This window comes from Streptomyces sp. TLI_55, from assembly GCF_900206255.1.
Lineage (GTDB): Bacteria > Actinomycetota > Actinomycetes > Streptomycetales > Streptomycetaceae > Streptomyces > Streptomyces aquilus.
The window spans coordinates 2,332,324-2,357,956 of record NZ_OAOJ01000001.1; the positions used below are offsets into that span (position 1 = coordinate 2,332,324).

Annotated in this window: 21 protein-coding genes and 1 tRNA gene; 10 read left to right on the plus strand and 12 right to left on the minus strand. The window is 69.8% G+C overall.

The features are described from left to right. Nucleotides 1–83 precede the first annotated feature (83 nt). The 5 genes from CRP56_RS10895 (at nucleotide 84) to CRP56_RS10915 (ending at nucleotide 5,816) form a co-directional block, all read left to right on the plus strand. Nucleotides 84–1,313 carry a branched-chain amino acid ABC transporter substrate-binding protein gene (locus tag CRP56_RS10895; protein ID WP_097262701.1) on the plus strand — a complete coding sequence of 410 codons (1,230 nt, stop codon included), beginning with the start codon at nucleotides 84–86 and terminating at the stop codon, nucleotides 1,311–1,313. Between the two features lie 140 nt (nucleotides 1,314–1,453). Next, the gene (locus tag CRP56_RS10900) at nucleotides 1,454–2,386 is read left to right on the plus strand and encodes a branched-chain amino acid ABC transporter permease (protein WP_097262704.1); all 933 of its coding nucleotides are present in this window, start codon (nucleotides 1,454–1,456) and stop codon (nucleotides 2,384–2,386) included. A gap of 5 nt (nucleotides 2,387–2,391) precedes the next feature. Further along, nucleotides 2,392–4,218 carry a branched-chain amino acid ABC transporter permease gene (locus CRP56_RS10905; protein WP_097262706.1) on the plus strand — a complete coding sequence of 609 codons (1,827 nt, stop codon included), beginning with the start codon at nucleotides 2,392–2,394 and terminating at the stop codon, nucleotides 4,216–4,218. A 3-nt stretch (nucleotides 4,219–4,221) separates the two neighbouring features. After that, the gene (locus CRP56_RS10910; protein ID WP_097262709.1) at nucleotides 4,222–5,103 is read left to right on the plus strand and encodes an ABC transporter ATP-binding protein; all 882 of its coding nucleotides are present in this window, start codon (nucleotides 4,222–4,224) and stop codon (nucleotides 5,101–5,103) included. After that, nucleotides 5,100–5,816, plus strand: a complete 717-nt coding sequence (locus CRP56_RS10915) for an ABC transporter ATP-binding protein (protein WP_097262711.1) — start codon at nucleotides 5,100–5,102, stop codon at nucleotides 5,814–5,816. The genes CRP56_RS10910 and CRP56_RS10915 overlap by 4 nt, the downstream gene beginning before the upstream one ends. Nucleotides 5,817–5,886: 70 nt before the next feature. Here the strand turns inward: CRP56_RS10915 and CRP56_RS10920 are convergent, their stop codons facing one another. Continuing rightward, nucleotides 5,887–6,543 (minus strand): ANTAR domain-containing response regulator, encoded by a 657-nt coding sequence (locus tag CRP56_RS10920; protein ID WP_079310942.1) that lies wholly within the window; start codon nucleotides 6,541–6,543, stop codon nucleotides 5,887–5,889. Nucleotides 6,544–6,644: 101 nt separating this feature from the next. Here CRP56_RS10920 and CRP56_RS10925 point away from each other — a divergent pair. Beyond that, nucleotides 6,645–6,719, plus strand: a tRNA-Leu gene (locus tag CRP56_RS10925). Nucleotides 6,720–7,212: 493 nt separating this feature from the next. Here the strand turns inward: CRP56_RS10925 and pyk are convergent. After that, a complete protein-coding gene (gene pyk, locus CRP56_RS10935; protein WP_097262713.1) occupies nucleotides 7,213–8,649 on the minus strand; it encodes a pyruvate kinase in 1,437 nt (478 codons plus the stop codon). Nucleotides 8,650–8,750: 101 nt separating this feature from the next. After that, nucleotides 8,751–9,467 (minus strand): SIMPL domain-containing protein, encoded by a 717-nt coding sequence (locus tag CRP56_RS10940; RefSeq protein WP_097262715.1) that lies wholly within the window; start codon nucleotides 9,465–9,467, stop codon nucleotides 8,751–8,753. 150 nt (nucleotides 9,468–9,617) lie between these two features. On the opposite strand from CRP56_RS10940, the gene CRP56_RS10945 reads away from it, so the two are divergent. Next, entirely contained in the window at nucleotides 9,618–11,423 is a 1,806-nt protein-coding gene (locus CRP56_RS10945; RefSeq protein WP_097262718.1) for a bifunctional metallophosphatase/5'-nucleotidase, read from the plus strand. A gap of 66 nt (nucleotides 11,424–11,489) precedes the next feature. Here the strand turns inward: CRP56_RS10945 and CRP56_RS10950 are convergent, their stop codons facing one another. The 6 genes from CRP56_RS10950 to CRP56_RS10975 all read right to left on the minus strand — a co-directional run bounded on the left by CRP56_RS10950 (nucleotide 11,490) and on the right by CRP56_RS10975 (nucleotide 18,903). Beyond that, nucleotides 11,490–12,914 carry a lysine N(6)-hydroxylase/L-ornithine N(5)-oxygenase family protein gene (locus tag CRP56_RS10950; protein WP_097262719.1) on the minus strand — a complete coding sequence of 475 codons (1,425 nt, stop codon included), beginning with the start codon at nucleotides 12,912–12,914 and terminating at the stop codon, nucleotides 11,490–11,492. Continuing rightward, nucleotides 12,911–14,308: a pyridoxal phosphate-dependent decarboxylase family protein gene (locus tag CRP56_RS10955; protein WP_097262722.1), complete on the minus strand. Its 1,398-nt coding sequence runs from the start codon at nucleotides 14,306–14,308 to the stop codon at nucleotides 12,911–12,913. Before CRP56_RS10955 ends, CRP56_RS10950 begins: the two co-directional genes overlap by 4 nt. A 111-nt stretch (nucleotides 14,309–14,419) precedes the next feature. Next, a complete protein-coding gene (gene pepN / locus CRP56_RS10960) occupies nucleotides 14,420–16,915 on the minus strand; it encodes an aminopeptidase N (protein ID WP_179850983.1) in 2,496 nt (831 codons plus the stop codon). Nucleotides 16,916–16,971: 56 nt separating this feature from the next. Then, complete coding sequence (locus CRP56_RS10965; protein ID WP_097262726.1) at nucleotides 16,972–17,523, minus strand: response regulator; 552 nt, start codon at nucleotides 17,521–17,523, stop codon at nucleotides 16,972–16,974. 142 nt (nucleotides 17,524–17,665) lie between these two features. Further along, a complete protein-coding gene (locus tag CRP56_RS10970) occupies nucleotides 17,666–18,016 on the minus strand; it encodes a chorismate mutase (RefSeq protein ID WP_097262728.1) in 351 nt (116 codons plus the stop codon). Nucleotides 18,017–18,027: 11 nt separating this feature from the next. Next, entirely contained in the window at nucleotides 18,028–18,903 is an 876-nt protein-coding gene (locus CRP56_RS10975) for a helix-turn-helix domain-containing protein (RefSeq protein ID WP_097273919.1), read from the minus strand. 162 nt (nucleotides 18,904–19,065) lie between these two features. Here CRP56_RS10975 and CRP56_RS10980 point away from each other — a divergent pair, with 162 nt between their 5' ends. After that, a complete protein-coding gene (locus CRP56_RS10980) occupies nucleotides 19,066–20,799 on the plus strand; it encodes a glycoside hydrolase family 35 protein (protein WP_097262730.1) in 1,734 nt (577 codons plus the stop codon). A gap of 45 nt (nucleotides 20,800–20,844) precedes the next feature. Beyond that, entirely contained in the window at nucleotides 20,845–21,726 is an 882-nt protein-coding gene (locus tag CRP56_RS10985; RefSeq protein WP_097273921.1) for a hypothetical protein, read from the plus strand. A gap of 80 nt (nucleotides 21,727–21,806) precedes the next feature. Here CRP56_RS10985 and CRP56_RS10990 read toward each other — a convergent pair whose 3' ends face one another. Then, nucleotides 21,807–23,255: an MFS transporter gene (locus tag CRP56_RS10990; protein ID WP_097273923.1), complete on the minus strand. Its 1,449-nt coding sequence runs from the start codon at nucleotides 23,253–23,255 to the stop codon at nucleotides 21,807–21,809. 116 nt (nucleotides 23,256–23,371) lie between these two features. Between CRP56_RS10990 and CRP56_RS10995 the strand changes: the two genes are divergently transcribed. Continuing rightward, nucleotides 23,372–23,902 (plus strand): MarR family winged helix-turn-helix transcriptional regulator, encoded by a 531-nt coding sequence (locus CRP56_RS10995; RefSeq protein ID WP_097262732.1) that lies wholly within the window; start codon nucleotides 23,372–23,374, stop codon nucleotides 23,900–23,902. 6 nt (nucleotides 23,903–23,908) lie between these two features. Here the strand turns inward: CRP56_RS10995 and CRP56_RS11000 are convergent, their stop codons facing one another. Both CRP56_RS11000 and CRP56_RS11005 read right to left on the minus strand, forming a co-directional pair. Further along, nucleotides 23,909–24,817 (minus strand): SDR family oxidoreductase, encoded by a 909-nt coding sequence (locus CRP56_RS11000; protein ID WP_097262734.1) that lies wholly within the window; start codon nucleotides 24,815–24,817, stop codon nucleotides 23,909–23,911. Nucleotides 24,818–24,860: 43 nt separating this feature from the next. Beyond that, complete coding sequence (locus CRP56_RS11005; protein ID WP_097262736.1) at nucleotides 24,861–25,601, minus strand: SDR family oxidoreductase; 741 nt, start codon at nucleotides 25,599–25,601, stop codon at nucleotides 24,861–24,863. Nucleotides 25,602–25,633: the final 32 nt, after the last annotated feature.

A 25,633-nucleotide genomic window follows, 5' to 3' on the forward strand; every position in this document is an offset into this window, starting at 1 on the left:
CGCGCCATGGAATCTCACCTACGGACCAGCGCAGAGACTCGGCCGCTTCCAGGGGGAGCGCCGCGCCAGTGAAAGGACGAATCGTGCGTCAACGTTCGCTCATCACCATCACCGCCGCGCTGGCGGCGGGAGCACTCACCCTCACCGCCTGCGGCTCGCGCGACGACGACGGCGGCTCGGACTCCGGTAGCGGCGGCACCAAGGTCGTCATCGGTGTCGACGCCCCGCTGACGGGTGACCTCTCCGCCCTCGGCCTCGGCATCAAGAACTCCGTCGACCTCGCCGCGAAGACCGCCAACAAGCAGAAGCTCGTCGACGGCGTCACCTTCGAGATCAAGGCCCTCGACGACCAGGCCCAGCCCTCCTCGGGCCAGGCCAACGCCTCGACCTTCGTCAGTGACGACAAGGTCCTCGGCGTCGTCGGCCCGCTGAACTCCTCGGTCGCCGAGTCCATGCAGAAGGTCTTCGACGACGCCAAGCTCGTCGAGATCTCCCCGGCCAACACCGGCCCGGCCCTCACGCAGGGTGTCGACTGGCAGACCAAGAAGGTCCGCACGTACAAGTCGTACTTCCGCACCGCGACCACGGACGCCATCCAGGGCCCGTTCGCCGCGCAGTACGTCTACAACGACGCCAAGAAGAAGAAGGTCTTCGTCATCGACGACAAGAAGACCTACGGCGCCGGTCTCGCCGCCACCTTCACCGCCGAGTTCAAGAAGATCGGCGGCAAGGTCGTCGGCACCGACCACATCGACCCGGACACCAAGGACTTCTCCGCGGTCGCCACCAAGGTCAAGAACTCCGGCGCCGACGTCGTCTACTACGGCGGCGAGTACCCGCAGGCCGGCCCGCTGAGCAAGCAGATCAAGGCCGCCGGTGCCAAGATCCCGCTCGTCGGCGGTGACGGCATCTACGACCCGACCTTCATCCAGCTGGCCGGTGCCAACAGCGCCGGTGACCTCGCCACCTCCGTCGGCGCCCCGGTCGAGACCCTCGACTCCGCCAAGCAGTTCGTCGCGGACTACAAGGCGGCCGGCTACAAGGACGAGTACGCGGCCTACGGCGGTTACTCCTACGACGCCGCCTGGGCGATCATCCAGGCCGTGAAGAAGGTCGTCGACGACAACAACGGCAAGCTGCCGTCCGACGCCCGCGCGAAGATCACCGCCGCCGTCCAGAACGTCTCCTTCGACGGTGTGACCGGCAAGGTCTCCTTCGACGAGTTCGGTGACGCCACCAACAAGCAGCTCACCGTCTACGCCGTCGAGAACGGTGCCTGGAAGGCCGTCAAGTCCGGTACCTTCACCGGCTGACCCACCCCCACCCGCACCACCTGAGCCGCGCGGGGCGCTGTTCCACAGGCGCCCCGCGCGGACTCACATCCGGCCCCGGACACACATCCGGTCACTTCCGGTCACATCCGTCGAACATCCGAAACCTCGGAGGACATGCGGTGAACGAACTGCCGCAGCAGCTGGTCAACGGCCTGCTACTAGGAGCAATGTACGGGCTTGTCGCCATCGGCTACACAATGGTCTACGGCATTGTCCAGCTCATCAACTTCGCCCACGGCGAGATCTTCATGATCGGAGGGTTCGGAGCCCTCACGGTCTACCTGTACGTCCTGCCCGACGGCACCACCATGTGGATCGCACTGCCACTGATGCTCGTGGGAGCCGTCATCGCAGCCGTCCTCGTCGCCGTCGGAGCGGAACGGTTCGCCTACCGCCCCCTGCGCACCGCCCCACGCCTCGCGCCCCTCATCACCGCCATCGGCCTCTCCCTCGCCCTCCAGCAGGCCGTCTGGGCCTGGTACCCCGGCGCCAAGGAGTCCATCAACTTCCCCGAGATCCCGGGCGGACCCTTCGAGATCGGCAGCGTCACCATCCAGACCGGCGACGTCTTCCTGTTCGTCGCCGCCCCGATCAGCATGGCGATCCTCGCCTACTTCGTGATGAAGACCCGCACCGGCCGCGGCATGCAGGCCACCGCGCAGGACCCCGACACCGCCAAGCTCATGGGCATCAACACCGACCGCATCATCGTGGTCGCCTTCGCCCTCGGCGCCCTCTTCGCCGCCGTCGGAGCCGTCGCCTACGGCCTCAAGTACGGCCAGGTCCAGTTCCGCATGGGCTTCATCCTCGGCCTCAAGGCCTTCACCGCGGCCGTCCTCGGCGGCATCGGCAACATCTACGGCGCCATGCTCGGCGGCCTCGTCCTCGGCCTCGCCGAGACCATGGCCACCGCCTACATCGCCGACGTCCCCGGGTTCGACCTCCTCGGCGGCCAGTCCTGGGCCAACGTCTGGGCCTTCGTACTCCTCATCGTCGTACTCCTCGTCAGGCCACAAGGCCTGCTCGGCGAGCGCGTCGCGGACAGGGCGTGACACCGATGACGACACAGACCACCGAAAGCACCGGCGCCCCCAGCAACAAGGACAACGCGCCCAAGGGCCTCATCGGCCTCCCCGAGAACGTCGGCCGCGCCCTCGCCACCATCGGCGGCGCCCTCACCGTCGTCTCCACCTTCCTCGCCTGGACCTGGACCTCCGCCTTCCCCGGCGACCTCACCGTCTACGGCTACCCCGGCGGCCTCCAGGTCCTCGTCCTCATCGGCGGCGCCCTCACCGCCCTCCTCGGCCTCGCCTCCTACGGCGTCAAGGGCCTCGGCTGGCTCGCCCCCGCCGGCGCCGACGGCGCCATCAAGCTCGCCGCCACCGGCACCTTCGCCACCACCTGGTACACCGTCATCGCGATCAGCGACGAACTCGGCGGCGTCGTCAACCTCGAACCCGGCGGCTACATCGCCGCGGCCGTCACCCTCGCCGCCTTCCTCGGCGCGTTCTCCCTGCCCTTCGAACGGCCGGAAGACGAGCCCATCGACGAGGACGAGAGCGTCGGCGAGCGCACCGCCCGCATCTGGCGCCACATCGTCGCCCTCCTGAAGTCCGCCGTCTTCACCCCCACCCCGGCCCCGGCCCGCAAACTCCCCGCCTACGCCGAGATCCTCGTCATCGTCGCCGCCATGGCCGTCGGCCTGACCGTCTTCACCTACGGCATCGGCACCGAGTACGACGAACTCTTCGTCGGCTTCCTCATCACCGTCGGGTTCCTCTTCGCCGCCTTCTCCAAGGCCGGGCTCGTGGCCCGGGTCTCGGCGATCACCGGCCGGCACAGCACCATCACCATGTCCGGCGCCTTCATCGCCGCCGCCCTCTTCCCCTTCACCCAGTCCAACGACCAGTACGCGACCATCGGCGTCTACATCCTGATCTTCGCCACCGTCGCCCTCGGCCTGAACATCGTCGTCGGCCTCGCCGGCCTCCTCGACCTCGGATACGTCGCCTTCCTCGGCGTCGGCGCCTACACCGCGGCCATGGTCTCCGGCTCCCCCTCCTCACCGTTCGACCTGCACCTGCCGTTCTGGCTCTCCGCGCTCCTCGGCGCCGCCGTCGCCATGATCTTCGGCGTCCTCATCGGCGCCCCCACCCTGCGACTGCGCGGCGACTACCTCGCCATCGTGACCCTCGGCTTCGGTGAGATCTTCCGCATCACCGTCCTCAACATGGACGGCACCAGCGGACCCGACATCACCAACGGCTCCAACGGCATCTCCTCCATCCCGAACCTCGACATCCTCGGATTCGACTTCGGCCTGGAACACTCCATCCTCGGCTTCACCATCGGCCGATTCGCCAACTACTTCCTGCTGATGCTCCTCATCACGCTCATCGTCGTGGTGGTCTTCAAGCGCAGTAGTGACTCCCGCATCGGCCGCGCCTGGATCGCCATCCGCGAGGACGAGACCGCCGCCCTCGCCATGGGCATCAACGGCTTCCGCGTCAAGCTCATCGCGTTCGCCCTCGGCGCCTCCCTCGCCGGCCTCGCCGGCGCCGTCCAGGCCCACGTCACCTACACCGTGACCCCCGAGCAGTACCAGTTCGCCCACGTCGTCCCGCCCAACTCGGCCTTCCTCCTCGCGGCGGTCGTCCTCGGCGGCATGGGCACCATCGCCGGCCCCCTCGTCGGCGCGGCCCTGCTCTACCTCATCCCGGCCAAGCTCCAGTTCCTGGGCGACTACCAGCTCTTCGCCTTCGGCGTCGCGCTCGTCCTGCTCATGCGGTTCCGCCCCGAGGGCCTCATCCCCAACCGGCGCCGCCAGCTCGAATTCCACGAAGAGGCCGAAGCCCCCGCAGTCCTCAGCAAGACAGGGGTCTGACACATGACCACCGACACCACCACCGTCACCGGGACCACCGTCCTCGACGCCCGCGGCGTCACCATGCGCTTCGGCGGCCTCACCGCCGTACGCAACGTCGACCTCCAGGTCAACAGCGGCGAGATCGTCGGCCTCATCGGCCCCAACGGCGCCGGCAAGACGACCTTCTTCAACTGCCTCACCGGCCTCTACATCCCCACCGAGGGAGAGGTCCGCTACAAGGGCAACGTCCTGCCGCCCAAGTCCTTCAAGGTCACCGCCGCCGGCATCGCCCGCACCTTCCAGAACATCCGTCTGTTCGCCAACATGACGGTCCTGGAGAACGTGCTCGTCGGCCGCCACACCCGCACCAAGGAAGGCCTCTGGAGCGCCCTGCTGCGCGGCCCCGGCTTCCACAAGGCCGAAGCCGCCTCCCGCGAACGCGCCATGGAACTCCTGGAGTTCGTCGGCCTCGCGAGCAAGGCCGAGCACCTGGCCCGCAACCTCCCCTACGGCGAGCAGCGCAAGCTGGAGATCGCGCGGGCGCTGGCGAGTGAACCGGGCTTGCTGCTGTTGGACGAGCCCACGGCCGGCATGAACCCCCAGGAGACCCGCGCCACCGAGGAACTGGTCTTCGCCATCCGCGACAAGGGCATCGCCGTACTCGTCATCGAGCACGACATGCGCTTCATCTTCAACCTCTGCGACCGCGTAGCCGTCCTCGTCCAGGGCGAGAAGCTCATCGAGGGCGACAGCGCCACCGTCCAGGGCGACGAACGCGTCATCGCCGCCTACCTCGGCGAACCCTTCGAAGGCACCCCCGGCGACGAAGAAGCAACCGAAGTCGAAGCCGCCGAAGCAAGCGCCCCCACGGACGCCACGCCCGGCAAGGAGAACGACCGATGACCGCACTCCTCGAGGTCGAGGACCTCCGCGTCGCCTACGGCAAGATCGAGGCCGTCAAGGGCATCTCCTTCAAGGTCGAGGCCGGCGAGGTCGTCACCCTCATCGGCACCAACGGCGCCGGCAAGACCACGACCCTGCGCACCCTGTCCGGCCTCCTCAAGCCGGTCGGCGGCCAGATCAAGTTCGGCGGCAAGTCGCTGAAGAAGGTCCCCGCCCACGACATCGTCTCGCTGGGGCTGGCCCACTCCCCCGAGGGCCGGCACATCTTCCCCCGCATGACGATCGAGGACAACCTCCGCCTCGGCGCCTTCCTCCGCAACGACAAGGCAGGCATCGAGAAGGACATCCAGCGCGCCTACGACCTCTTCCCCATCCTGGGCGAACGCCGTAAGCAGGCCGCGGGCACCCTGTCCGGCGGCGAGCAGCAGATGCTGGCGATGGGCCGCGCGCTCATGTCCCAGCCGAAGCTGCTCATGCTGGACGAGCCGTCCATGGGCCTGTCCCCGATCATGATGCAGAAGATCATGGCGACGATCGCCGAGCTGAAGTCCCAGGGCACGACGATCCTTCTCGTCGAGCAGAACGCCCAGGCGGCCCTCTCCCTGGCCGACCACGGCCACGTGATGGAGATCGGCAAGATCGTCCTGTCGGGCAGCGGACAGAGCCTGCTGCACGACGAGTCGGTCCGCAAGGCGTACCTGGGTGAGGACTGAGCCCTCACGCTGATACGACGAGGCCCGCGCCCCCTGTCGGGGACGCGGGCCTCACGCTTGGCCGGGCTGGTCAGCCCTTGGACGCCTTCTTCTCCTCGGCGTCCTGGATGACGGCCTCGGCGACCTGCTGCATCGACATACGCCGGTCCATGGACGTCTTCTGGATCCACCGGAACGCGGCGGGCTCGGTCAGCCCGTACTCGGTCTGGAGGATGGACTTGGCACGGTCGACCAGCTTGCGCGTCTCCAGGCGGAGCGTGAGGTCGGCGACCTCCTTCTCCAGCTCCTTCAGCTCGGTGAACCGGGAAACGGCCATCTCGATCGCGGGCACGACGTCGCTCTTGCTGAACGGCTTCACGAGATAAGCCATGGCACCGGCGTCGCGAGCCCTCTCCACGAGGTCACGCTGCGAGAAGGCGGTGAGCATGAGGACGGGGGCGATGCGCTCCTCGGCGATCTTCTCTGCGGCGGAGATGCCGTCCATCTTGGGCATCTTCACGTCGAGGATGACGAGGTCGGGCTGGTGCTCACGGGCGAGCTCGATGGCCTGCTCACCGTCACCGGCCTCGCCTACGACGCTGTAGCCCTCTTCCTCGAGCATCTCTTTGAGGTCGAGCCGGATCAATGCCTCGTCCTCGGCAATGACGACACGGGTCGTCAGCGGAGGCACGTGCGACTTGTCGTCGTCGGGCGCGTCTACGGGCTGGGGCGACTCGGGGGCGGTCACGGGGGCTCCTCGTTCAGGGGCAGGGGTGCTGCTCCCAAGAGCCTACCTAGCTGCGGTAAGGTGGGTGCGCGGAGGGTCGAGGGAAACCTTTGATTCTGCGAGCCCCGGTAGCCCAATTGGCAGCAGGCAATGGATTCAAAACCCATACAGTGTCGGTTCGAGTCCGACCCGGGGCACTTTTCCTTCGATTCGAAGGTAGCCATCAAGAAGCGGATGTTCCCGTTCTCGTGAACATCCGCTTTTTGCTGCGTGTTGTCGCGATCACTCGCGCAGCCTGACCGTATGTACGACGGTATCTCCCGAGCGACACTCCGCAGTTGACAACGCCGCATCGAGCCCCAACCCCGACTGAGCCAACACCAACCCTGCCCTCGCTGCGACGACGTACCGCGCCCGCCAGAGGATCAAGCTGCGTACGCATACCTGCTGGGGCTGTACCTCGGCGACGGATACATCAGCCCACACCGCCGAGGCGTGTACTACATGCGCATCGTGCTCGACAAGGCGTGGCCCGGAGTCATCGACGCCTGTGAGAAAGCGCTCCGCGCCGTCCGCCCCAACAACAACGTGTTCCGCGCGAAGCGGCAAGGCTGCTTCGTGGTGTCGAGCACCAGCAAGCACCGGCCCTGTCTTTTCCCGCAACACGGCCCAAGTACTAACGCCACAGCCCTACTTGGGACTGTCGTCCTCCCCCACGTGATGCACCCGGACCAGGTTCGTCGACCCCGCAACCCCGGGCGGCGAACCGGCCGTGATCACCACCACGTCACCCTTCTCGCACCGCCCGTACTTCAACAGCAGCTCATCCACCTGATCGACCATCGCGTCCGTCGACTCCACCTGCGGCCCCAGGAACGTCTCCACACCCCACGTCAGATTCAGCTGCGACCGCGTCGCCGGCTCCGGCGTGAAGGCCAGCAGCGGGATCGGGGAGCGGTAGCGGGACAGTCGCCTCGCCGTGTCGCCGGACTGGGTGAAGGCCACCAGGAACTTCGCACCCAGGAAGTCGCCCATTTCCGCCGCCGCCCGGGCCACCGCTCCGCCCTGGGTGCGGGGCTTGTTGCGGTCCGTCAGTGGGGGCAGGCCCTTCGCGAGGATGTCCTCCTCCGCCGCCTCCACGATCCGAGCCATCGTCCGGACCGTCTCCACCGCGTACTTGCCCACGCTCGTCTCGCCCGACAGCATCACCGCGTCCGTGCCGTCGATGACCGCGTTGGCGACGTCGGACGCCTCCGCCCTCGTCGGGCGGGAGTTTTCGATCATCGAGTCCAGCATCTGCGTCGCCACGATCACCGGCTTGGCGTTCCGCTTGGCCAGCTTGATCGCGCGCTTCTGGACGATCGGGACCTGTTCCAGGGGCATTTCGACGCCGAGGTCACCGCGCGCCACCATGATGCCGTCGAAGGCCGCGACGATGTCCTCGATCGCGTCCACCGCCTGCGGCTTCTCCACCTTGGCGATCACCGGCAGCCTGCGGCCCTCCTCGTCCATGATGCGGTGGACGTCCTCGATGTCCCGGCCGGAGCGGACGAAGGAGAGGGCGATGACGTCGAAGCCGGTGCGCAGCGCCCAGCGCAGGTCCGCTTCGTCCTTCTCCGACAACGCCGGCACCGAAACCGCCACGCCCGGCAGGTTCAGGCCCTTGTGGTCGGAGATCATGCCGCCTTCGATGACCGTGGTGTGGACGCGCGGCCCGTCGACGTCCGTGACCTCGAGGCACACCTTGCCGTCGTCGACGAGGATGCGCTCCCCCGGCGTCACGTCCTGCGCCAGGCCGGCGTATGTCGTCCCGCACTGGCCCTGGTTCCCCTTCGCGCCCTCTTCCACCGTGATGGTGAAGGAATCCCCGCGTTCAAGGAGTACGGGGCCTTCCGCGAAGCGACCGAGGCGGATCTTCGGGCCCTGAAGGTCGGCGAGGAGGCCGACGCTGTGGCCGGTCTCGTCGGAGGCCTTGCGGACGCGCTGGTAGCGCTCCTCGTGTTCGGTGTAGCCACCGTGGCTGAGGTTGAAGCGGGCGACGTCCATTCCGGCTTCGACCAGGGCTTTGACCTGGTCGTACGAGTCGGTGGCGGGGCCCAGGGTGCAGACGATTTTGGCTCGGCGCATGGTTCGACCTTAGGGCTTACCGGCGGGTAGCGAATTGGCGCGGCATGACCGCCCAACAGCCTTTCGATGAAGGGGTGTTGACAAGTTTTGAAGTGTTCGGCTCATAGCTGTGGCGGGTGCATGGTGAAGCGGGCGTTGACCTGTGCGTAGACGCGTTGGCGTTGGGGTTCGAGGTCGAGGGGGGCGGCTGCGGTGTCTTCCGCGGCGGCGTAGGCCATGGTGCGCATGCGGCTGCCGGGTGCGGCGGGGGCGAGGGGCTCGGCGTTCTCGGCGCCGATGTCGGCGAGTTCCACCAGGGCCGCCAGCGTCGTACCCAGTGCTTCCGCGTACTCGCGGGCTCGCTGGACCGCTTCTCGTACGGCCTGTTGGCGTGCTTCGCGGTAGGCGGGTGAGGTGAGGCGGAGGGCCCACCAGGGGCCGTCCACGTGGGTGAGGTCCAAGTCGGCCAGACGGGTGGTGAGTTCACCCAGTGCCGTGAAGTCCGTCAGTTCCGCGGTGATGCGGACGCGGCCGTGGTAGGCATGCACCCTCTCTCCCCGCCCCTTCTCCTTCAGCTCCGGGGTGATGGAGAAGGAGCCCGTCTCCAGTTTCTCGACCGCGTCGCCGTAGGTCTTGATGAGGTCGAGGACGGTGGCGTTGCGGTGGGTGAGGTCGTCGAGGGCGGTGCGGCGGTCTTTGCCGCGGGCCGCGACGGTGACGCCGATGCGGGCGATCTCGGGGTCGACTTCGAGGCGTGCTTCGCCGCGGACGGCGATGCGGGGGGCGTCGGGGGTGCCGTAGGGCACGGCGGGTGCGGTGTCCGGGGAAGGTGTGGTCATACGACCCACTCTGTCACTTCTTGCCTGGTTGTCGGCGGTTGAAGTGACGGGTTAGGTCACCAGATCGAAACCTCTGGGGTCTATTGCCGTTCGGCATGCTCGGGTCAGAATCTACGCGCGTTGTTGACCGTTCCCCGAGGAGATCAAGACATGCCGTTGAACCGCAGGAAGTTCCTGGAGAAGTCCGCCGTGACCGGCGCCGGGGTCGCGCTGGCGAGTGCCGTGGGGGCTCCTGCGGCGCAGGCGGCGGAGGCCGGGAAGGGGAAGAAGCCGGTGAAGCGGTACTCCCTGACGGTGATGGGCACGACGGACCTGCACGGGCATGTCTTCAACTGGGACTACTTCAAGGACGCGGAGTACTCGGACGCGAAGGGCAACGCGCAGGGTCTGTCGCGTATCTCGACGCTGGTGAACCAGGTGCGTGCGGAGAAGGGGCGGTGCAACACGCTGCTGCTGGACGCGGGCGACACGATCCAGGGCACGCCGCTGACGTACTACTACGCGAAGGTGGACCCGATCACGGCCCCGGGCGGTCCCGTGCACCCGATGGCCGCCGCCATGAACGCCATCGGGTACGACGCCGTGGCGCTCGGCAACCACGAGTTCAACTACGGCATCGAGACGCTGCGGAAGTTCGAGGAGCAGTGTGACTTCCCGCTGCTGGGGGCGAACGCGCTGGACGCGAAGACGCTGAAGCCGGCGTTCCCGCCCTACTTCATCAAGAAGTTCCATGTGCCGGGTGCGCCGCCGGTGAAGGTGGCGGTCCTCGGGCTCACCAACCCGGGTATCGCGATCTGGGACAAGGCGTACGTCGAGGGCAAGCTGACGTTCCCGGGTCTGGAGGAGCAGGCGGCGAAGTGGGTGCCGAAGCTGCGGTCGATGGGTGCGGACGTGGTGGTCGTGTCGGCGCACTCGGGGTCGTCGGGCACGTCGTCCTACGGTGACCAGCTGCCGTACGTCGAGAACTCGGCGGCGCTCGTCGCGCAGCAGGTGCCCGGTATCGACGCGATTCTCGTCGGGCACGCGCACGTGGAGATCCCGGAGCTGAAGGTCACCAACACGGCGACCGGCAAGACCGTCGTGCTGTCCGAGCCGCTGGCGTATGCGGAGCGGTTGTCGCTGTTCGACATCGAGCTGGTCTTCGAGAAGGGGAAGTGGACGGTCGAGTCGGTGGCGTCGTCGGTCCTCAACTCGAACTCGGTCGCGGACGACCCGAAGATCACGAAGCTGCTGAAGGACGACCACGACATCGTGGTGAAGTACGTCAACCAGGTGGTCGGTTCGGCGACCGAGACGTTGACGACGGTCGAGGCGCGGTACAAGGACGCCCCGATCATCGACCTGATCACGAAGGTCCAGGAGGATGTCGTCAAGGCGGCGCTGGCGTCCACGGAGTACGCCTCGCTGCCGGTGATCGCGCAGGCGTCGCCGTTCTCGCGGACGTCGGAGATCCCGGCCGGTGACGTCACCATCCGCGACCTGTCGAGCCTGTACGTGTACGACAACACGCTGGTCGCGAAGCTGATGACCGGGGCGCAGCTCAGGGCGTACCTGGAGTACTCGGCGCAGTACTTCGTGCAGACGGCGGCGGACGCGGTGGTGGACGTCGAGAAGCTGACGAACGCGAACAACCGGCCGGACTACAACTACGACTATGTGTCGGGGCTGTCGTACGACATCGACATCGCGCAGGCGGCGGGTTCGCGGATCAAGAACCTGACGTACAACGGTGCGGCGTTGGACGACGCGCAGCAGTTCGTGTTCGCGGTGAACAACTACCGTGCGAACGGCGGCGGTGCGTTCCCGCATGTGGCGTCGGCGAAGGAGCTGTGGTCGGAGTCGACGGAGATCCGTACCCGGATCGCGGAGTGGGTGACGGCGAAGGGTGTGCTGAACCCGGCTGACTTCGCGTCGGTGGACTGGAAGTTGACGCGGAACGGTACGCCGGTGTTCTAGCCGACTCGGCGCGTCGAACCCGTCGCGGACCCGGCCTTGAGGCGGTACGGGTCCGCGACGGCTTTTTTATCGGGCGTCTGTCAGCGGGGTGAGCGCGGCCGGGGCCTGGCGGGCCTGTGGGACTCGGGCTGTCTGTTCGAGTCCGAAGGTGGTGAAGGCCGTTCGGGTGGGCAGGGGGTAGGGGTTCTTGCCGGTCACGGTGTTGAGGATGGCGGCGCTGCGCCAGGCGGCGAGACCGAGGTCGGGGGTGCCGACACCGTGGGTGTGGCGTTCGGCGTTCTGGACGAACAACGAGCCGGTGACGGAGGGGTCCAGGACGAGCCGGAACTGTTCGTCGACGCGCGGGCGGTCGCGGCTGTCGCGGCGCAGGTAGGGGTCGAGTCCGGCGAGGATGCGGTCGAGGGGGCGTTCGCGGTAGCCGGTGGCGAGGACGACGGCGTCGGTGGTGAGGCGGGAGCGGGTGTTCTGCTCGGTGTGTTCGAGGTGGAGTTCGACCTTGGTGGTGGCGACCCGGCCGGCGGTGCGGACGCGGACGCCGGGGGTGAGGGTGGTGTCGGGCCAGCCGCCGTGCAGGGTGCGCTGGTAGAGCTCGTCGTGGATGGCGGCGATGGTGTCGTTGTCGATGCCCTTGTGGAGCTGCCACTGGGTGGTGACGAGGCGGTCGCGGGTGCCTTCGGCGAGGGCGTGGAAGTAGCGGGTGTAGTCGGGGGTGAAGTGCTCCAGGCCGAGCTTGGAGTACTCCATGGGGGCGAAGGCCTCGGTGCGGCCGAGCCAGTGGAGGCCTTCGCGGCCGGCGGGGCGGTCGCGGAGCAGGTCGAGGAAGATCTCGGCGCCGGACTGTCCGATGCCGATGACGGTGACGTGTTCGGCGGCGGCGAGGGTCCCCCGGTGGGCGAGGTAGTCGGCGGCGTGGATGACGGGCACGCCGGCGGCTTCGACGAGGGGCTTGAGGGGTTCGGGGATGTAGGGCTCGGTGCCCACGCCGAGGACGATGTTCTTGGTGTACGTCCGTCCGAGGGCTTCGGCCTCGCCCTCCGCGTCGAGCTGGGTGAAGTCGACCTCGAAGATGTCGCGTTCGGGGTTCCAGCGGACGGCGTCGACCTGGTGGCCGAAGTGGAGTCCGGGGAGGTTCTCGGCCACCCAGCGGCAGTAGGCGTCGTACTCGGCGCGCTGGATGTGGAAGCGCTCGGCGAAGTAGAAGGGGAAGAGCCGTTCGCGGGCCTTGAGGTAGTTGAGGAAGTTCCAGGGGCTGGCGGGGTCGGCGAGGGTCACCAGGTCGGCGAGGAACGGGACTTGGATGCGCGCGCCGTCGATGAGGAGGCCCGGGTGCCAGTCGAAGGCGGGGCGTTGCTCGTAGAAGGCGGTGTCGAGTTCGGCGAGGGGGTGGGCGAGGGCGGCGAGGGAGAGGTTGAAGGGGCCGATGCCGATGCCGACCAGGTCGCGGGGTGCGTCGGGCTCGTGGGGCGGGGTGGGGGCGGGGGTGCGGCTCATCGGGGGGTGGTTCCTTCCACGAGTTTCAGGAGGGCGGCCAGGTCGTCGGGCCGGGTGTGGGGGTTGAGGAGGGTGACCTTGAGCCAGAGCCGGCCGTCCGTGCGGGCCCGGCCCAGGACGGCGCGGCCGGTGCTGAGGAGGTGCCGGCGGGTGGCGGCGATGTCGTCGTCGGTCGCGTGTGCGGGGCGGAACAGGACCGTGCTGATGGTGGGCCGGTCGTAGAGCTCGAAGCGGGGGTGTGCGTCGAGGAGCTCCGCGAACTCGCTTGCCCGGTCGCAGACTTGGTCGACGAGGGCGCCGAGTCCGGTCCGTCCGAGGGTTTTCAGGGTGACGGCGATCTTGAGGACGTCGGGGCGGCGGCTGGTGCGCAGGGAGCGGCCGAGGAGGTCGGGGAGGCCGGCCTCGGTGTCGTCGTCGGCGTTGAGGTAGTCGGCCCGTTGGTGGAGGGCGGCGAGGTCCTGCGGGGCCTTGACCGCGAGGAGGCCGGCCGCGACGGGTTGCCAGCCGAGCTTGTGCAGGTCGAGGGTGACGGTGTCGGCGGCGCTGATGCCGGTGAGTTGGTGACGCCGGGTTTCGCTGAAGAGGAGCCCTCCGCCGTATGCCGCGTCGATGTGGAGGCGGGCTCCGTGGGTTGCGCAGACGGCGGCGATCTCGGGGAGGGGGTCGATGAGGCCGGCGTCTGTGGTGCCTGCGGTGGCGGCGACGAGGTGGGGGCCTTGGTGCCGGGTGAGGGCTTCGTCGAGGGCGGTGGGGTCGAGGGTGCCGGTGGGGGTGGGGACGATCAGCGGGTCGGGCAGGCCCAGTAGCCATGCGCTACGTGGGAGTGAATGGTGGGCGTTGGCTCCGCAGACGAGGCTTACGCGGGCACCGAGGGTCTCTCTGGCCAGGAGTAGGGCTAGTTGATTGGATTCGGTTCCACCTGTTGTGACTAGAGCTGCGGGTGCATCGTGGCTGGTCGCGCCGTTCCCCGCGCCCCTGGGTGGGTCACCGTAGACCTCGTTTGCCAGTGCCCTGGTTACCATCGACTCCAGCTCGGAGGCCGCTGGTGCCTGGTCCCAGGAATCCAGGGATGGATTAAGCACGCTCGCAGCCAAGTCCGCTGCCGCTGCGACCGCCAGCGGCGGGCAGTGCAGATGCGCCGCGCACAACGGGTCCGCCGGGTCGGCGGACCCTTCCGCCAGCGCGCGCACCATGTGCCGTAGCGCCTCCGGGTCGCCCTCTTCCGGGAGTACGTCGCCCACGGCCGCCCGTAGCCGTTGCGCGACCGCCTCCGGGCCGCCCTCCGGCAATGGCCCCCCGCGCGCCCGCGTCCCCTCCCCCAGCGCCCCCAGGACCGTCTCCAGCAGCGGGCGCAGGGAGGCGGAGTCGCCGGACGCGAGGGGTGGGGTGGTCATCGTGGGTCCTCCCGGGCGCGTGGGCTAGAGGGAGTTCCAGCTTGTACGCGGATGCGTCATCGCGCCCGGAAAGACCAACGATCGAAACCCGAAAGGGGGTACGTCCGTGTGCTACGCCTGTCGCACGCGCAACGCGCGTCCCAGGTCGTCCAGTTGATCGGCGAGTTTGCGGCGCAGCGCCGGGATCGGGTCGGCGTCGCTCAGACACCGTTCTCCCAGGCGGAGCGTCTCCGCGTCGACGGCGTGGGCCGGGAAGGCCCAGCGGCCGGTGGCGTCGGCGATGGCGGGGCCGCGGCGGGCGGCGAGGGTGACGGCGTCCTCGAAGAAGCGGGGGACGTACTCGCGGACGAGGTCGGCCTGTTCGGGCTGCCAGAAGCCGCGGGCGTTGGCGATGAACAGGTAGTTGGAGAGGTCGTCGTTGGTGAACATCGCCTCCCACGCCTTGGCCTTGGTGTCGGCGTCGGGCAGGGCGGCGCGGCAGCGGGTGGCGCCTTCCTGGCCGGTGGCGGAGGGGTCGCGGGCGAGTTCGGCGGCGATGGCGGCCTCGTCGGTGGCGCCGAGGGCGGCGAGCCGGGCGAGGATGCGCCAGCGCAGTTCGGGGTCGAGTTCGGGGCCGCCGGGGACGGTGCCGTCGGCGAGCCAGGCGGCGATGGTGTCGGGGTGGGCGGCTGCGTCGATGAAGTGGCGTACGGCGATGAGGCGCAGGCCGGGGTGGTCGCCGTCCTCGGTGCGGCGGATGAGGTCGCGGCACAGGCTGCTGAGGGTGGCGAGGGCGGCGGGGCGTTCCTCGGGGGTGGCGTAGCGGTCGGCGACCTGGACGGAGGCGAAGGCGAGGACGCCCTGGAGGAGGGCGAGGTCGGTCTCGTACGGGAGGTGGGCGCGGGCGGCCTCGAGGTAGGCGGTGGGCGGGAGTTCGCCGTCGCGGACGGCGTCGCGCAGGGCGTTCCAGACGACCGCGCGGGTGAGCGGTGTGGGCAGTCCGGACAGGCGCTCGGCGACCGTTTTGAAGGACTCGGCGTCGAAGCGGACCTTGGCGTAGGTGAGGTCGCCGTCGTTGAGGAGCAGCAGGGCGGGGCGTTTGCCGATGGGGAGCGGGCCGTCGCTCTGCGGGATGTCGAGGTCGAGGCGGTCGCGCAGGACGAGGTGGCGGCCTTCGTCGGCGACGTCTTCGTCGTAGAGACCGACGGCGATGCGGTGGGGGCGGCTGCCGTCGTGTTCGACGTGGAGGGTGTAGGTGCCTTCGTCGCCGGGGGTGATCACGGGCTTGAGGGTGTCGACGCCGGTGGTGCGCAGCCAGGTGTCGGCCCAGGCGTGGACGTCGCGGTCGGTGACGCTCGCGAGGGAGTCGATGAAGTCGGCGAGGGTGGCGTTGGCGAACTTGTGGCGGGCGAAGTGGGTGTTGATGCCGGCGAGGAAGTCCTTCTCGCCGAGCCAGGTCACCAGCTGCCGTAGTGCGGAGGCGCCCTTGGCGTAGGAGATGCCGTCGAAGTTGAGCATCGCGGAGGCGGTGTCGGGGACGAGCTCGGGGTCGGGGGCGACGGGGTGGGTGGAGGGGCGCTGGTCGGCGTCGTAGCCCCAGGCCTTGCGGACGACGCCGAAGTCGGTCCAGGTGTCCGTGAAGCGGGTGGCTTCGGTGAGGGTCTGGTAGCCCATGTACTCGGCGAAGGACTCGTTGAGCCAGATGTCGTCCCACCAGCGCAGGGTGACGAGGTCGCCGAACCACATGTGGGCCATCTCGTGGGCGATGACCATGGCGCGGGTCTGGCGTTCGGTGTCGGTGACGGCGGAGCGGTAGACGAACTCGTCGCGGAAGGTGACGAGTCCGGGGTTCTCCATGGCGCCGGCGTTGAATTCGGGGACGAACGCCTGGTCGTAGGAGTCGAAGGGGTAGGGCTCCTCGAACTTCTCGTGGTAGCGGTCGTAGCACTGCTTGGTGATGGTGAGGAGTTCGTCGGCGTCCGCGTCGAGGTGGGGGGCGAGCGAGCGGCGGCAGTGGATGCCGAAGGGCAGGCCGCGGTGTTCGGTGCGGACGGAGTGCCAGGGGCCGGCGGCGACGGCGACGAGGTAGGTGGAGATGAGGGGGGTGGGGGCGGCCTGCCAGCGGCCGTCGCCGAGGGCGGTGGTGATGCCGTTGGCGAGGAAGGTCCAGTTGTCGGGGACGGTCGCGGTGATCTCGAAGACGGCCTTGAGGTCGGGCTGGTCGAAGACGGGGAAGACGCGTTGGGCGTCGTCCATGCACAGGTTCGAGTAGAGGTAGGTCTCGCCGTCGGTGGGGTCGGTGAAGCGGTGCATGCCCTCGCCGGTGCGGGAGTAGCGCATGCTCGCGTCGACGCTCAGTTCGTGTTCACCGGCGGTGAGGTTCTTCAGGGGGAGGCGGTTGCCGTCGAGGGTCTCGGGGTCGAGGGGCTGTCCGTCGAGGGTGACGGAGCGCAGTTCGGCGGGCTTGACCTCGATGAAGGTGTCCGCGTCCGTGCGCGCGGTGAAGCGGATGACGGTCTTCGAGTCGAAGGTCTCGTCGCCGGCGGTGAGATCGAGGTCGATCGTGTACCGGTGGACGTCGAGGAGGGTGGCACGGGTCTGCGCTTCGTCGCGCGTCAGTACGGACATGCACGACATGCTGCCTGATGGCGGGGTCGTGGCACAGGGGCGGATCGGTACGCGGCCTATGTCCGGTCCTGTTCGAGACTGTCGGCGTGCGCCCCTTGTGTGCGTTGGACGGGGACTCGGGAGTCCGGGTGGGGCAGGGCGGGGCGTGCGGGGCGGCCGGGGGCTTCGGGGCCGTCCTTGACGAGGGCGCGCAGGGCGCGGTTCTCCTCTTCGAGGGCGAGCCGGCGGCGGTGGGTGTCGTAGAGGTAGCGGACCTTGGTGCGCAGGGTCCAGGGGTCGATGGGTTTCATGATGAGGTCGGCGACGCCGAGGCCGAAGGCGGTGGCGGTGAGTTCCTGGTCGGGGCCGAAGCCGGTGAGCAGGACGACGGGGATGTGCTGGGTCTGTTCGACACGGCGCATGTAGCGGACGACGTCGAGGCCGCTGACGCCGGGCATGCGGACGTCGAGGAGGAGCAGGCCGACCTGGCCGCGCAGGACCTGCTTGAGGGCCTCGTCGCCGCTGGTGGCCCTGCCGAGCCGGTAGCCCAGGGGGGCGAGGGCGCTCTCCAGCGCGTACAGCGTGTCCTCGTGGTCGTCGACGATGAGGATCTTGGCATCCGACGGCATGGCCCGACGTCCCTCCCGCATGGGACAACCAGCTTATGTCCGAGGCGCTGACCGTGTGTGCCCGTCAGCTGACAAGGAGTGCACAGCGCAGCATGCCCCTGCGGGGGGCGTTCTGTCACGCCCTGGGGGACGTCCGGGGAGGTCAGTTCGCTGTGGGCGTGGTGCCGTTGGTGGCGTTCTCGGCGATGCGCTCGTGGTGGCGGATCACCTCGGCGATGATGAAATTGAGGAACTTCTCAGCGAAGGCCGGGTCGAGTTTGGCGTTCTCGGCGAGGCTGCGCAGCCGTTCGATCTGGCGGGCCTCGCGGGCCGGGTCGGCGGGCGGGAGCTGGTGCCGGGCCTTGAGGAGGCCGACCTGCTGGGTGGCTTTGAAGCGTTCGGCGAGCATGTGGACGACGGCCGCGTCGATGTTGTCGATGCTGTCGCGCAGCCGGGCGAGTTCCTCGCGCACGGCGGGGTCGACGGCACCGGTACCGGGGTTGCTGGTGGTCATGGGCGTCAACCCTACGGTGCCCGGGTGCCGGGGATGATCGGCGGATCCTCGGGGTCGGGCACCCGGTCGCTCCAGCCGCCGGGGACGACGCGGCCCTGCTGGGCGCGGAAGCGGACGGGTGGGGTGCCGACGCGGCGGGTGAACAGGCGGGAGAAGTAGGCGGGGTCGTCGTAGCCGACCCGGCGGGCGACGGCGGCGACGGGGAGTTCGGTGGTGGCGAGGAGTTCCTTGGCGCGGCCGAGGCGGATGCCGAGGAGGTAGTCCTTGGGGCTGCAGCCGGCGCCGAGGCGGACGGCGGTGCGCAGTTCGGCGAGGGTCATGCCGTGCCGGGCGGCGTGGTCGGCGACGGACAGGGGCAGGCAGGCGTCGCGGGCGAGGGCCTTGAGGAGGTGTTCGCCGTCGGGGGTGAGGTCGGCGCGGGCGCGGCGCAGGGCGACGAGGAGTTCGTGGACGGCGGCGCCGGTCTCGACTTCGAGGAGGGGGTTGTCGCGGCGGGCGGCGCGGGCCATGCGGCCGATGACGGCGCGGGGTGCGGAGGCGTCGGAGAGGGGGACGACGGGGCGGTCGGGTTCGATGTAGCCGAGTTCGGTGTAGGAGGCGGTGGCGGGCCCGGTGAAGTCGACGAAGCCCTCGTCCCAGCCGGTTTCGGGGTCGGGCGCGTAGTGGTGCGGGGTGCCGGGGGTGAGCCAGAGCAGGGCGGGTGCGGTGATGGTCGTACGGCGTCCGTCGGGGTGGTCGTACCAGCCGTGGCCGGTGCTGATGACGACAGCGACGTGGTGGTCGAGGACGCGGGGGCCGACGGTGGGCAGGGCGCCGTACTGGAGGCCGACGCCGAGACAGACCAGGCCGAGGCGGTGGTGGGCGGGGCGAGGGGTGAAGAACCTCATCCAGGTGTGGTACGTCAACGGGTCTCTCCCTTCGGTCCACGTCCCGTCGCTCTTCGGTCCAGTCCCGTCGCTCTTCGGTCCAAGTCCCGTCGCTCTTCGGTCCAAGTCCCGTCGATCTTTGTCCATGGACGGTGATCGGCACCAGGGGTGAGGGTGGGGCGCATGAGCGAGTTCGCGGTGGGGGACGAGGAGTTTCTGCTGGACGGACGGCCGGTGCGGCTGCTGTCCGGCGCGCTGCACTACTTCCGGGTGCACGAGGCGCAGTGGGGGCACCGGCTGGCGATGCTGCGGGCGATGGGCCTGAACTGTGTGGAGACGTACGTCCCGTGGAATCTGCACGAGCCGCGGCCGGGGATGTACGAGGACGTGGCGGCCCTGGGCCGGTTCCTGGACGCGGCGCGGGCGGCGGGTCTGTGGGCGATCGTGCGGCCCGGCCCGTACATCTGCGCCGAGTGGGAGAACGGCGGGCTGCCGCACTGGCTGGCGGGGCGGGCGCGGACGAGTGACGCGGTGTATCTGCGGCAGGTGGAGCGGTGGTTCGGCCAGGTGCTGCCCGAGGTCGTGTCGCGGCAGGTCGACCGGGGCGGTCCGGTGCTCATGGTGCAGGTGGAGAACGAGTACGGCAGCTACGGCTCGGACGCGGAGTACCTGCGGTGGCTGGCGCAGCTGCTGCGCGCCCAGGGCGTCAGCGTCCCGCTGTTCACCTCGGACGGCCCCGAGGACCACATGCTGACCGGCGGCTCGCTGCCCGGCGTGCTGACCACGGTCAACTTCGGCTCCCAGGCCCACGAGGCCTTCGCGGCCCTGCGCCGGCACCGCGCCGAAGGACCGTTGATGTGCATGGAGTTCTGGTGCGGCTGGTTCGACCACTGGGGCGCCGATCATGTCGTACGGGATCCGGCGGACGCGGCGGCGGCGCTGCGGGAGATCCTGGAGTGCGGTGCGTCGGTGAACCTGTACATGGCGCACGGCGGGACGAGCTTCGCGGGCTGGGCGGGGGCGAACCGGGGCGGCGGCGATCTGCACGACGGGGTGCTGGAGCCGGATGTGACGTCGTACGACTACGACGCCCCGATCGACGAGTTCGGGCACCCGACGGAGAAGTTCTGGCGCTTCCGTGAGGTGTTGGCCCCGTACGCGGACGGACCGCTGCCCGAACTTCCGCCGCCGCCCCCGCAGTTGGCGGAAGGAGCGGAGGCCAGGCTCACGGGGTGGGCTTCCCTGCCGGACGTGCTGGAGGCGCGGGGCGGGCCGGTCGTCACCTCCCCCGTTCCGCCGACCTTCGAGGAACTCGACGTGGACCGCGGGCTGGTGCGCTACGAGGTGACCGTGCCGGGGCCGCGGCAGCCCTACCCGTTCCTGGCGCGCGGGCTGCGTGATCTGGCGGTCGTGTACGTCGACGGGGAACGGGCCGGGGTGCTGACGGAGGCGGACGAGCGGCTGAAGGAGCCGGTCGCCGGGCACGCGCGCGTGGAGCTGTGGGTGGAGTCGCTGGGGCGGGTCAACTACGGGCCGCGCACCGGGGAGCCCAAGGGGATCACCGGCGGGCTGCTGCACGAGCGGCAGTTTCTGCACGGGGTACGCGCGCGGGGGCTGCGGCTGGACGCGCTGGACGACGTCGAGGACGTACGGCTGCACGCTCTTCCCGAGGACGGCGCACCCGGCCTCTACCGGGGCACCCTCGACGTGCGCGGCGCCGGGGACGCGCTGCTGGAACTGCCGGGCTGGACCCGCGGCTTCGTGTGGATCAACGGCTTCAACCTCGGCCGGTACTGGTCGGTGGGCCCGCAGCGGTCGCTGTACGTGCCCGGGCCGGTACTGCGGGACGGTCTGAATGACGTGTGGGTCCTGGAGCTGGAGCGGGCGGCTTCGGCGCCGTACGTCCGCAGCCGATGACCTCGTAGAGTGGAAACGGGTTCTCGGCGTCTTGGGGGTATGGGCGTGGCGAACGACGGACCGGTCGAGCACGGCTATCCGCATCTGGAGACGGTGCGGGCCGCGATCACCGCGCTGTGGAAACGGCTGTCGTACGACACCGTCCAGACCTTCGCGACCAGTGTGGCCCCGGCGGATGTGGCGTTCTGCGACACCGACGACCTCCATCTGGGGGCGCAGCGGGTGGCGCGCGAGATGGTGCGGCACTACCGGCTCCCGGATGCGCGGATGATCGTCGGCTTCCGTGCGATGACGCATGCGGCGAACGTCGAACTCGCCGCCGGGCCCGAGTACTTCGTGGAACTCAACGACCGGTTCCGGGCCCATCGGCGGGACATCGGGGCGGCGCTCGCGCACGAGGTGATGCATGTGTATCTGCACCGCCTCGGACTGTCCTTCCCGGGGACCCGGGACAACGAGATCCTCACGGACACGGCGGCGACCTACCTGGGTGCCGGGTGGCTGCTGCTGGACGCGTACCGGGAGGACTCCGCGTCCTCGCAGAAGCTGGGGTATCTGACGCCGGAGGAGTTCGGGTACGTCCTCGCCAAGCGGTCGCTGGTGTTCGGGGAGGACCCGTCGGTGTGGTTCACCAGTCCGCAGGCCTACACCGCGTATGTGAAGGGGATGGCGCGGGCGCGGGAGGACGAGCAGCAGCCCCCGCTGACCGCGGCGGGGTGGGCGGGGCGACGGCGGTACGCGCGGGAGCGCAGGCAGGCGGCGGCCTCGCCGGCGGGGGTGCCGTACGCGTTCAGTCCGGACGGGGGCGGGCAGCTGCGGGTGTCGTTTCCGTGCCCGACCTGCCACCAGAAGATCCGGGTGCCGGTGCGGGGGCGGATGCGGGCGCGGTGCGGGGTGTGCCGGACGGTGTTGGAGTGCGATACGTAGAGGTTCCCGGGGGTGGACCTCCAGGGACAGGTAGAGGTTCCCGGAGGCGGACCTCCGGGAACCTTCGTACGTCCGGCGCCTCAGCCCTCGTACTCGCTCACGGCCTTGCGGGGCAGCGCCGCGCACAGCAGCGCGCAGGCCACGAATCCGCCGGTCACCCAGGGCATCGCGGTGGTGAGCGCGCGGGTGAGGCCGTCGTCGGTGTGGGCGAAGAAGACCGTGCCGATGATCGCCGCGCCGAGTGCGCCGCCGAACTGCTGGGCCGTGGAGAGGATGCCGGAGGCTCCGCCGGCCAGCTCCCCCGGCACCGCGGACAGCACCACGTTCACCAGCGGTACGACGAGGAAGCCGAGCCCGGCGCCCGCGACGACGAGGCCCGGCACCAGCGGCCACGCGCCGGTGTGGGTGTCGGCGGCGCCGGTGACCGCCGCCCACACCCAGGCGAAGCCGGCCGCCATCAGCAGCGCTCCGGCGCCGAGGACCCAGCGCCCGTACTTCGTGGCGAGCGTGTCGGCGACGGGCGCGGTCAGGAACGCCCCGGCCGAGTAGGCGACGGCGACGACCCCGGCCTGCAGGGGCGAGTAGCCCTGGCCGCCCTGGAGCCAGACGATGAAGACCAGGAAGAAGCCCTGCATCCCGACCGAGCACAGCAGTTGGACCACGACCCCCACGGAGAAGGCGGGCGAGCGGAACGCGCGCGCCGGCAGCAGCGGTGTCGTCCCCGCCCGGCGCCGTCGCGCCTCGAACAGGGCGAGCCCGACGACCGCGCAGACCCCGGCGGCTAGGCACAACCAGCCCCACAGCGGCCACCCGTTCTCGCGCCCCTGCACCAGCGGCAGCGCGATGGCGAGGAGCCCGCCCGCCAGCACGACGCTGCCCAGCGCGTCGGGTCGCCCGGCCGACCGCTCCTTGGTCGACGGCACCAGCAGCAGGCCCGCCACGAGCGTCCCGATCGCGATCGGCACGTTGACGAGGAACACCGACCGCCAGCCCAGCCCGAACAGGTCGGCGTCGGTCAGCAGCCCGCCCAGCAGCAGGCCGACCGCCGAGGCGAACCCGGCCACCGAGCCGTACATCCCGAAAGCGGCGCCGCGTTCCTTGCCGTGGAACAGCGTCCGGAACGAGCCGAGCACCTGCGGCATCAGGACGGCCGCCATCACGCCCTGCACGGCGCGCGCGGCGATCAGCTGCCCGGGCGTCTGGGCGATCCCGCAGCCGAGACTGGCGAGTCCGAACCCGGCGGTGCCGGCGAGGAAGAGGCCCCGGCGGCCGAAGCGGTCCCCGAGGTGGCCGGAGACGATCAGCGTGGCCGCGAAGCCGAGCAGGTAGGCGGAGATCAGCCATTGCAGATCGGTGGGTGTGGCGCGCAGGTCCCGGCCGATGGACGGGATCGCGACGTTCACGATCGTCACGTCGAGCAGGTCCATCAGGGCGGCGATCATCATGACCGTCGCGGCGGCCCAGCGGCGGGGGTGCGGCGGCTCGGCGGTGGCGGGTGGTGTGGCGGTGGTGAGGCTTGTGGTCGTCATGGCGGGGTCCCCCATCGGCTATTTATTTCGTTCGACCGAACGAAAGACTTTCATCGGCACCACCTTGATCGCAAGTAGTTAGTTCGACCGAACGAACTTTTTGCTAGCCTGGCGCCATGAGCAGCGACACGGCGAGCGGGCCCACCTCGAACGGCCCCGTCCCGAATCTGGAGCGGGCCGTCCCCAGCGACGACCAGCGACGCGCCGACACCCTGCTGCGCCTCTTCACGGCCGGCCGGGAGAACAGTGGGGCCACGGTGATGTTCCACGCTGCGGTCGCCGCCCGGCAGGGCCTGAACCCCACAGAGACGAAGGCCCTCGACTTCCTGGAGCGGCACGGCCCGCTCACCGCGAAGGAGCTCGCCGAACTGACCCGGCTGGCCCCCGCCTCCGTGACCGGCCTGGTCGACCGGCTCGAGGCCAAGGGCATCGTGCGCCGGGTCAAGCACCCCACGGACAAGCGCCGGGTGCTCGTCGAGCTGAACCGCGAGAAGCTCGCGGAACTCTTCGAGTTCTTCGAGGACTACGCGGTCGAGATCGCGAAGAAGTGCGAGGGGTTCACCACGGAGGAGCTGGAGACGGTGATCCGTTTCCTGGACGTGATGACGGAGCACCAGCGGGAGGCGGCAGCACGCCTCGCCGAGTAGGACTTCCTACGTCGTCCCGTGGACCGCCCCCGGCGGCTCGGCCCGCGCCAGCAACTTCCGTACGGCGTCCCCGACTTCGTCCGGCTCCCAGCGCGCCCCCTTGTCGGCGCTCGGGCCTGCCCGCCAGCCCTCCATGACGGCCACCCGGCCGCCCTCCGTCTCGAAGACCCGCCCGGTGACGCCCTCACTCGCCGCCGAGCCCAGCCAGACCACGAGCGGCGAGACGTTCTCCGGGGCCATCGCGTCGAACCCGGCCGTGGGCACCGCCATCGTCTCGGCGAAGGTCCGTGCCGTCATCCGGGTCCGGGCCGCGGGCGCGATCGCGTTCACCTGGACGCCGTAGCGGGCGAGTTCGGCGGCGGCGACCAGCGTCAGCCCGACGATCCCGGCCTTCGCGGCGCTGTAGTTGCCCTGCCCGAGCGATCCCGACAGCCCTGCTCCGCTGCTGGTGTTGACGACCCGGGCCACCGGCGTACGACCCGCCTTCGCCTCGCTCCTCCAGTGCGCCGCCGCGTGCTTCAGCGGGAGGAAGTGGCCTTTCAGGTGGACCCGCAGCACCGCGTCCCAGTCGTCCTCGTCGAGGTTCACCAGCATCCGGTCGCGCAGGAAACCGGCGTTGTTGACGAGGGTGTCGAGGCGGCCGTACGTCTCCAGCGCGGCGGCAATCAGGCTCCGCGCGCCTTCGGTCGTCGCGATGTCGCCGCCGTGCGCCACCGCCTCGCCGCCCGCCGCACGGATCTCCGCCACGACCTGGGCCGCCGGGCTGTCGGCGCCGGGCGTGCCGTCGAGCCCCACGCCGAGGTCGTTGACCACGACCCGCGCCCCCGCCGCCGCGAAGGCCAGCGCGTGGGCGCGGCCCAGTCCCCGCCCCGCGCCGGTGACGACGACGACGCGGCCGTCGCAGATTCCGCTCATCTCACGCCTCCTCATGAACCGTTCACGTCTCACCGGGGGTAGATCACGTCTCCCTGTGGGCAGTTGCGGCGTCCAGGAACAACGGCCGCTCCCCGCCCCCGTGCACCTGAAGTGAGGCCCCGCTGATGTACGCGGCAGCGTCCGAGGCGAGGAACACGGCCGCGGCGCCGACGTCGGCCGGCTCGGCGAGCCGCCCGAGCGGAACCGTGCGCGAGACCGCCCCGACCCCCCGCTCGTCGCCGTAGTGCAGGTGGGCGAGTTCGGTGCGGACCATGCCGACGACCAGGGTGTTGACGCGGACGTCCGGCGCCCACTCCACCGCCATCGAGCGGGCGAGGTTCTCCAGCCCGGCCTTCGCCGCCCCGTACGCCGCCGATCCGGGCGAGGGGCGGCCGCCGCTGACGCTGCCCACCATGACGACGGAGCCCTTCGCGCGCCGGAGGTGGTCGTAGGCGGCGAGGGAAACCGTCAGCGGGGCAAGGAGGTTGAGCTCGATCACGCGCGCGTGCCGTGCCGCGTCCGCGTCGGCGAGCAGCCGGTAGGGGCCGCCGCCCGCGTTGTTGACGAGCACGTCGACGCGGGGCAGGGCGGCGAAGAGGGCGGCTACGGCGTCCCGGTCGCGGACGTCGAGGGCCATGAACTCCACGCCTCTCACAGGGACTTCGGGCGGACGGCGAGCGCAGACCACGACCTCGGCGCCCGCCGCCGCGAAGGAGCGCGCGATCCCGGCGCCCACGCCCCGGGTTCCTCCCGTGACGACGGCGACCCTCCCCTTCAGCTCCATTCGCCGCTACCCTCCACCTAACAAACGTTTGG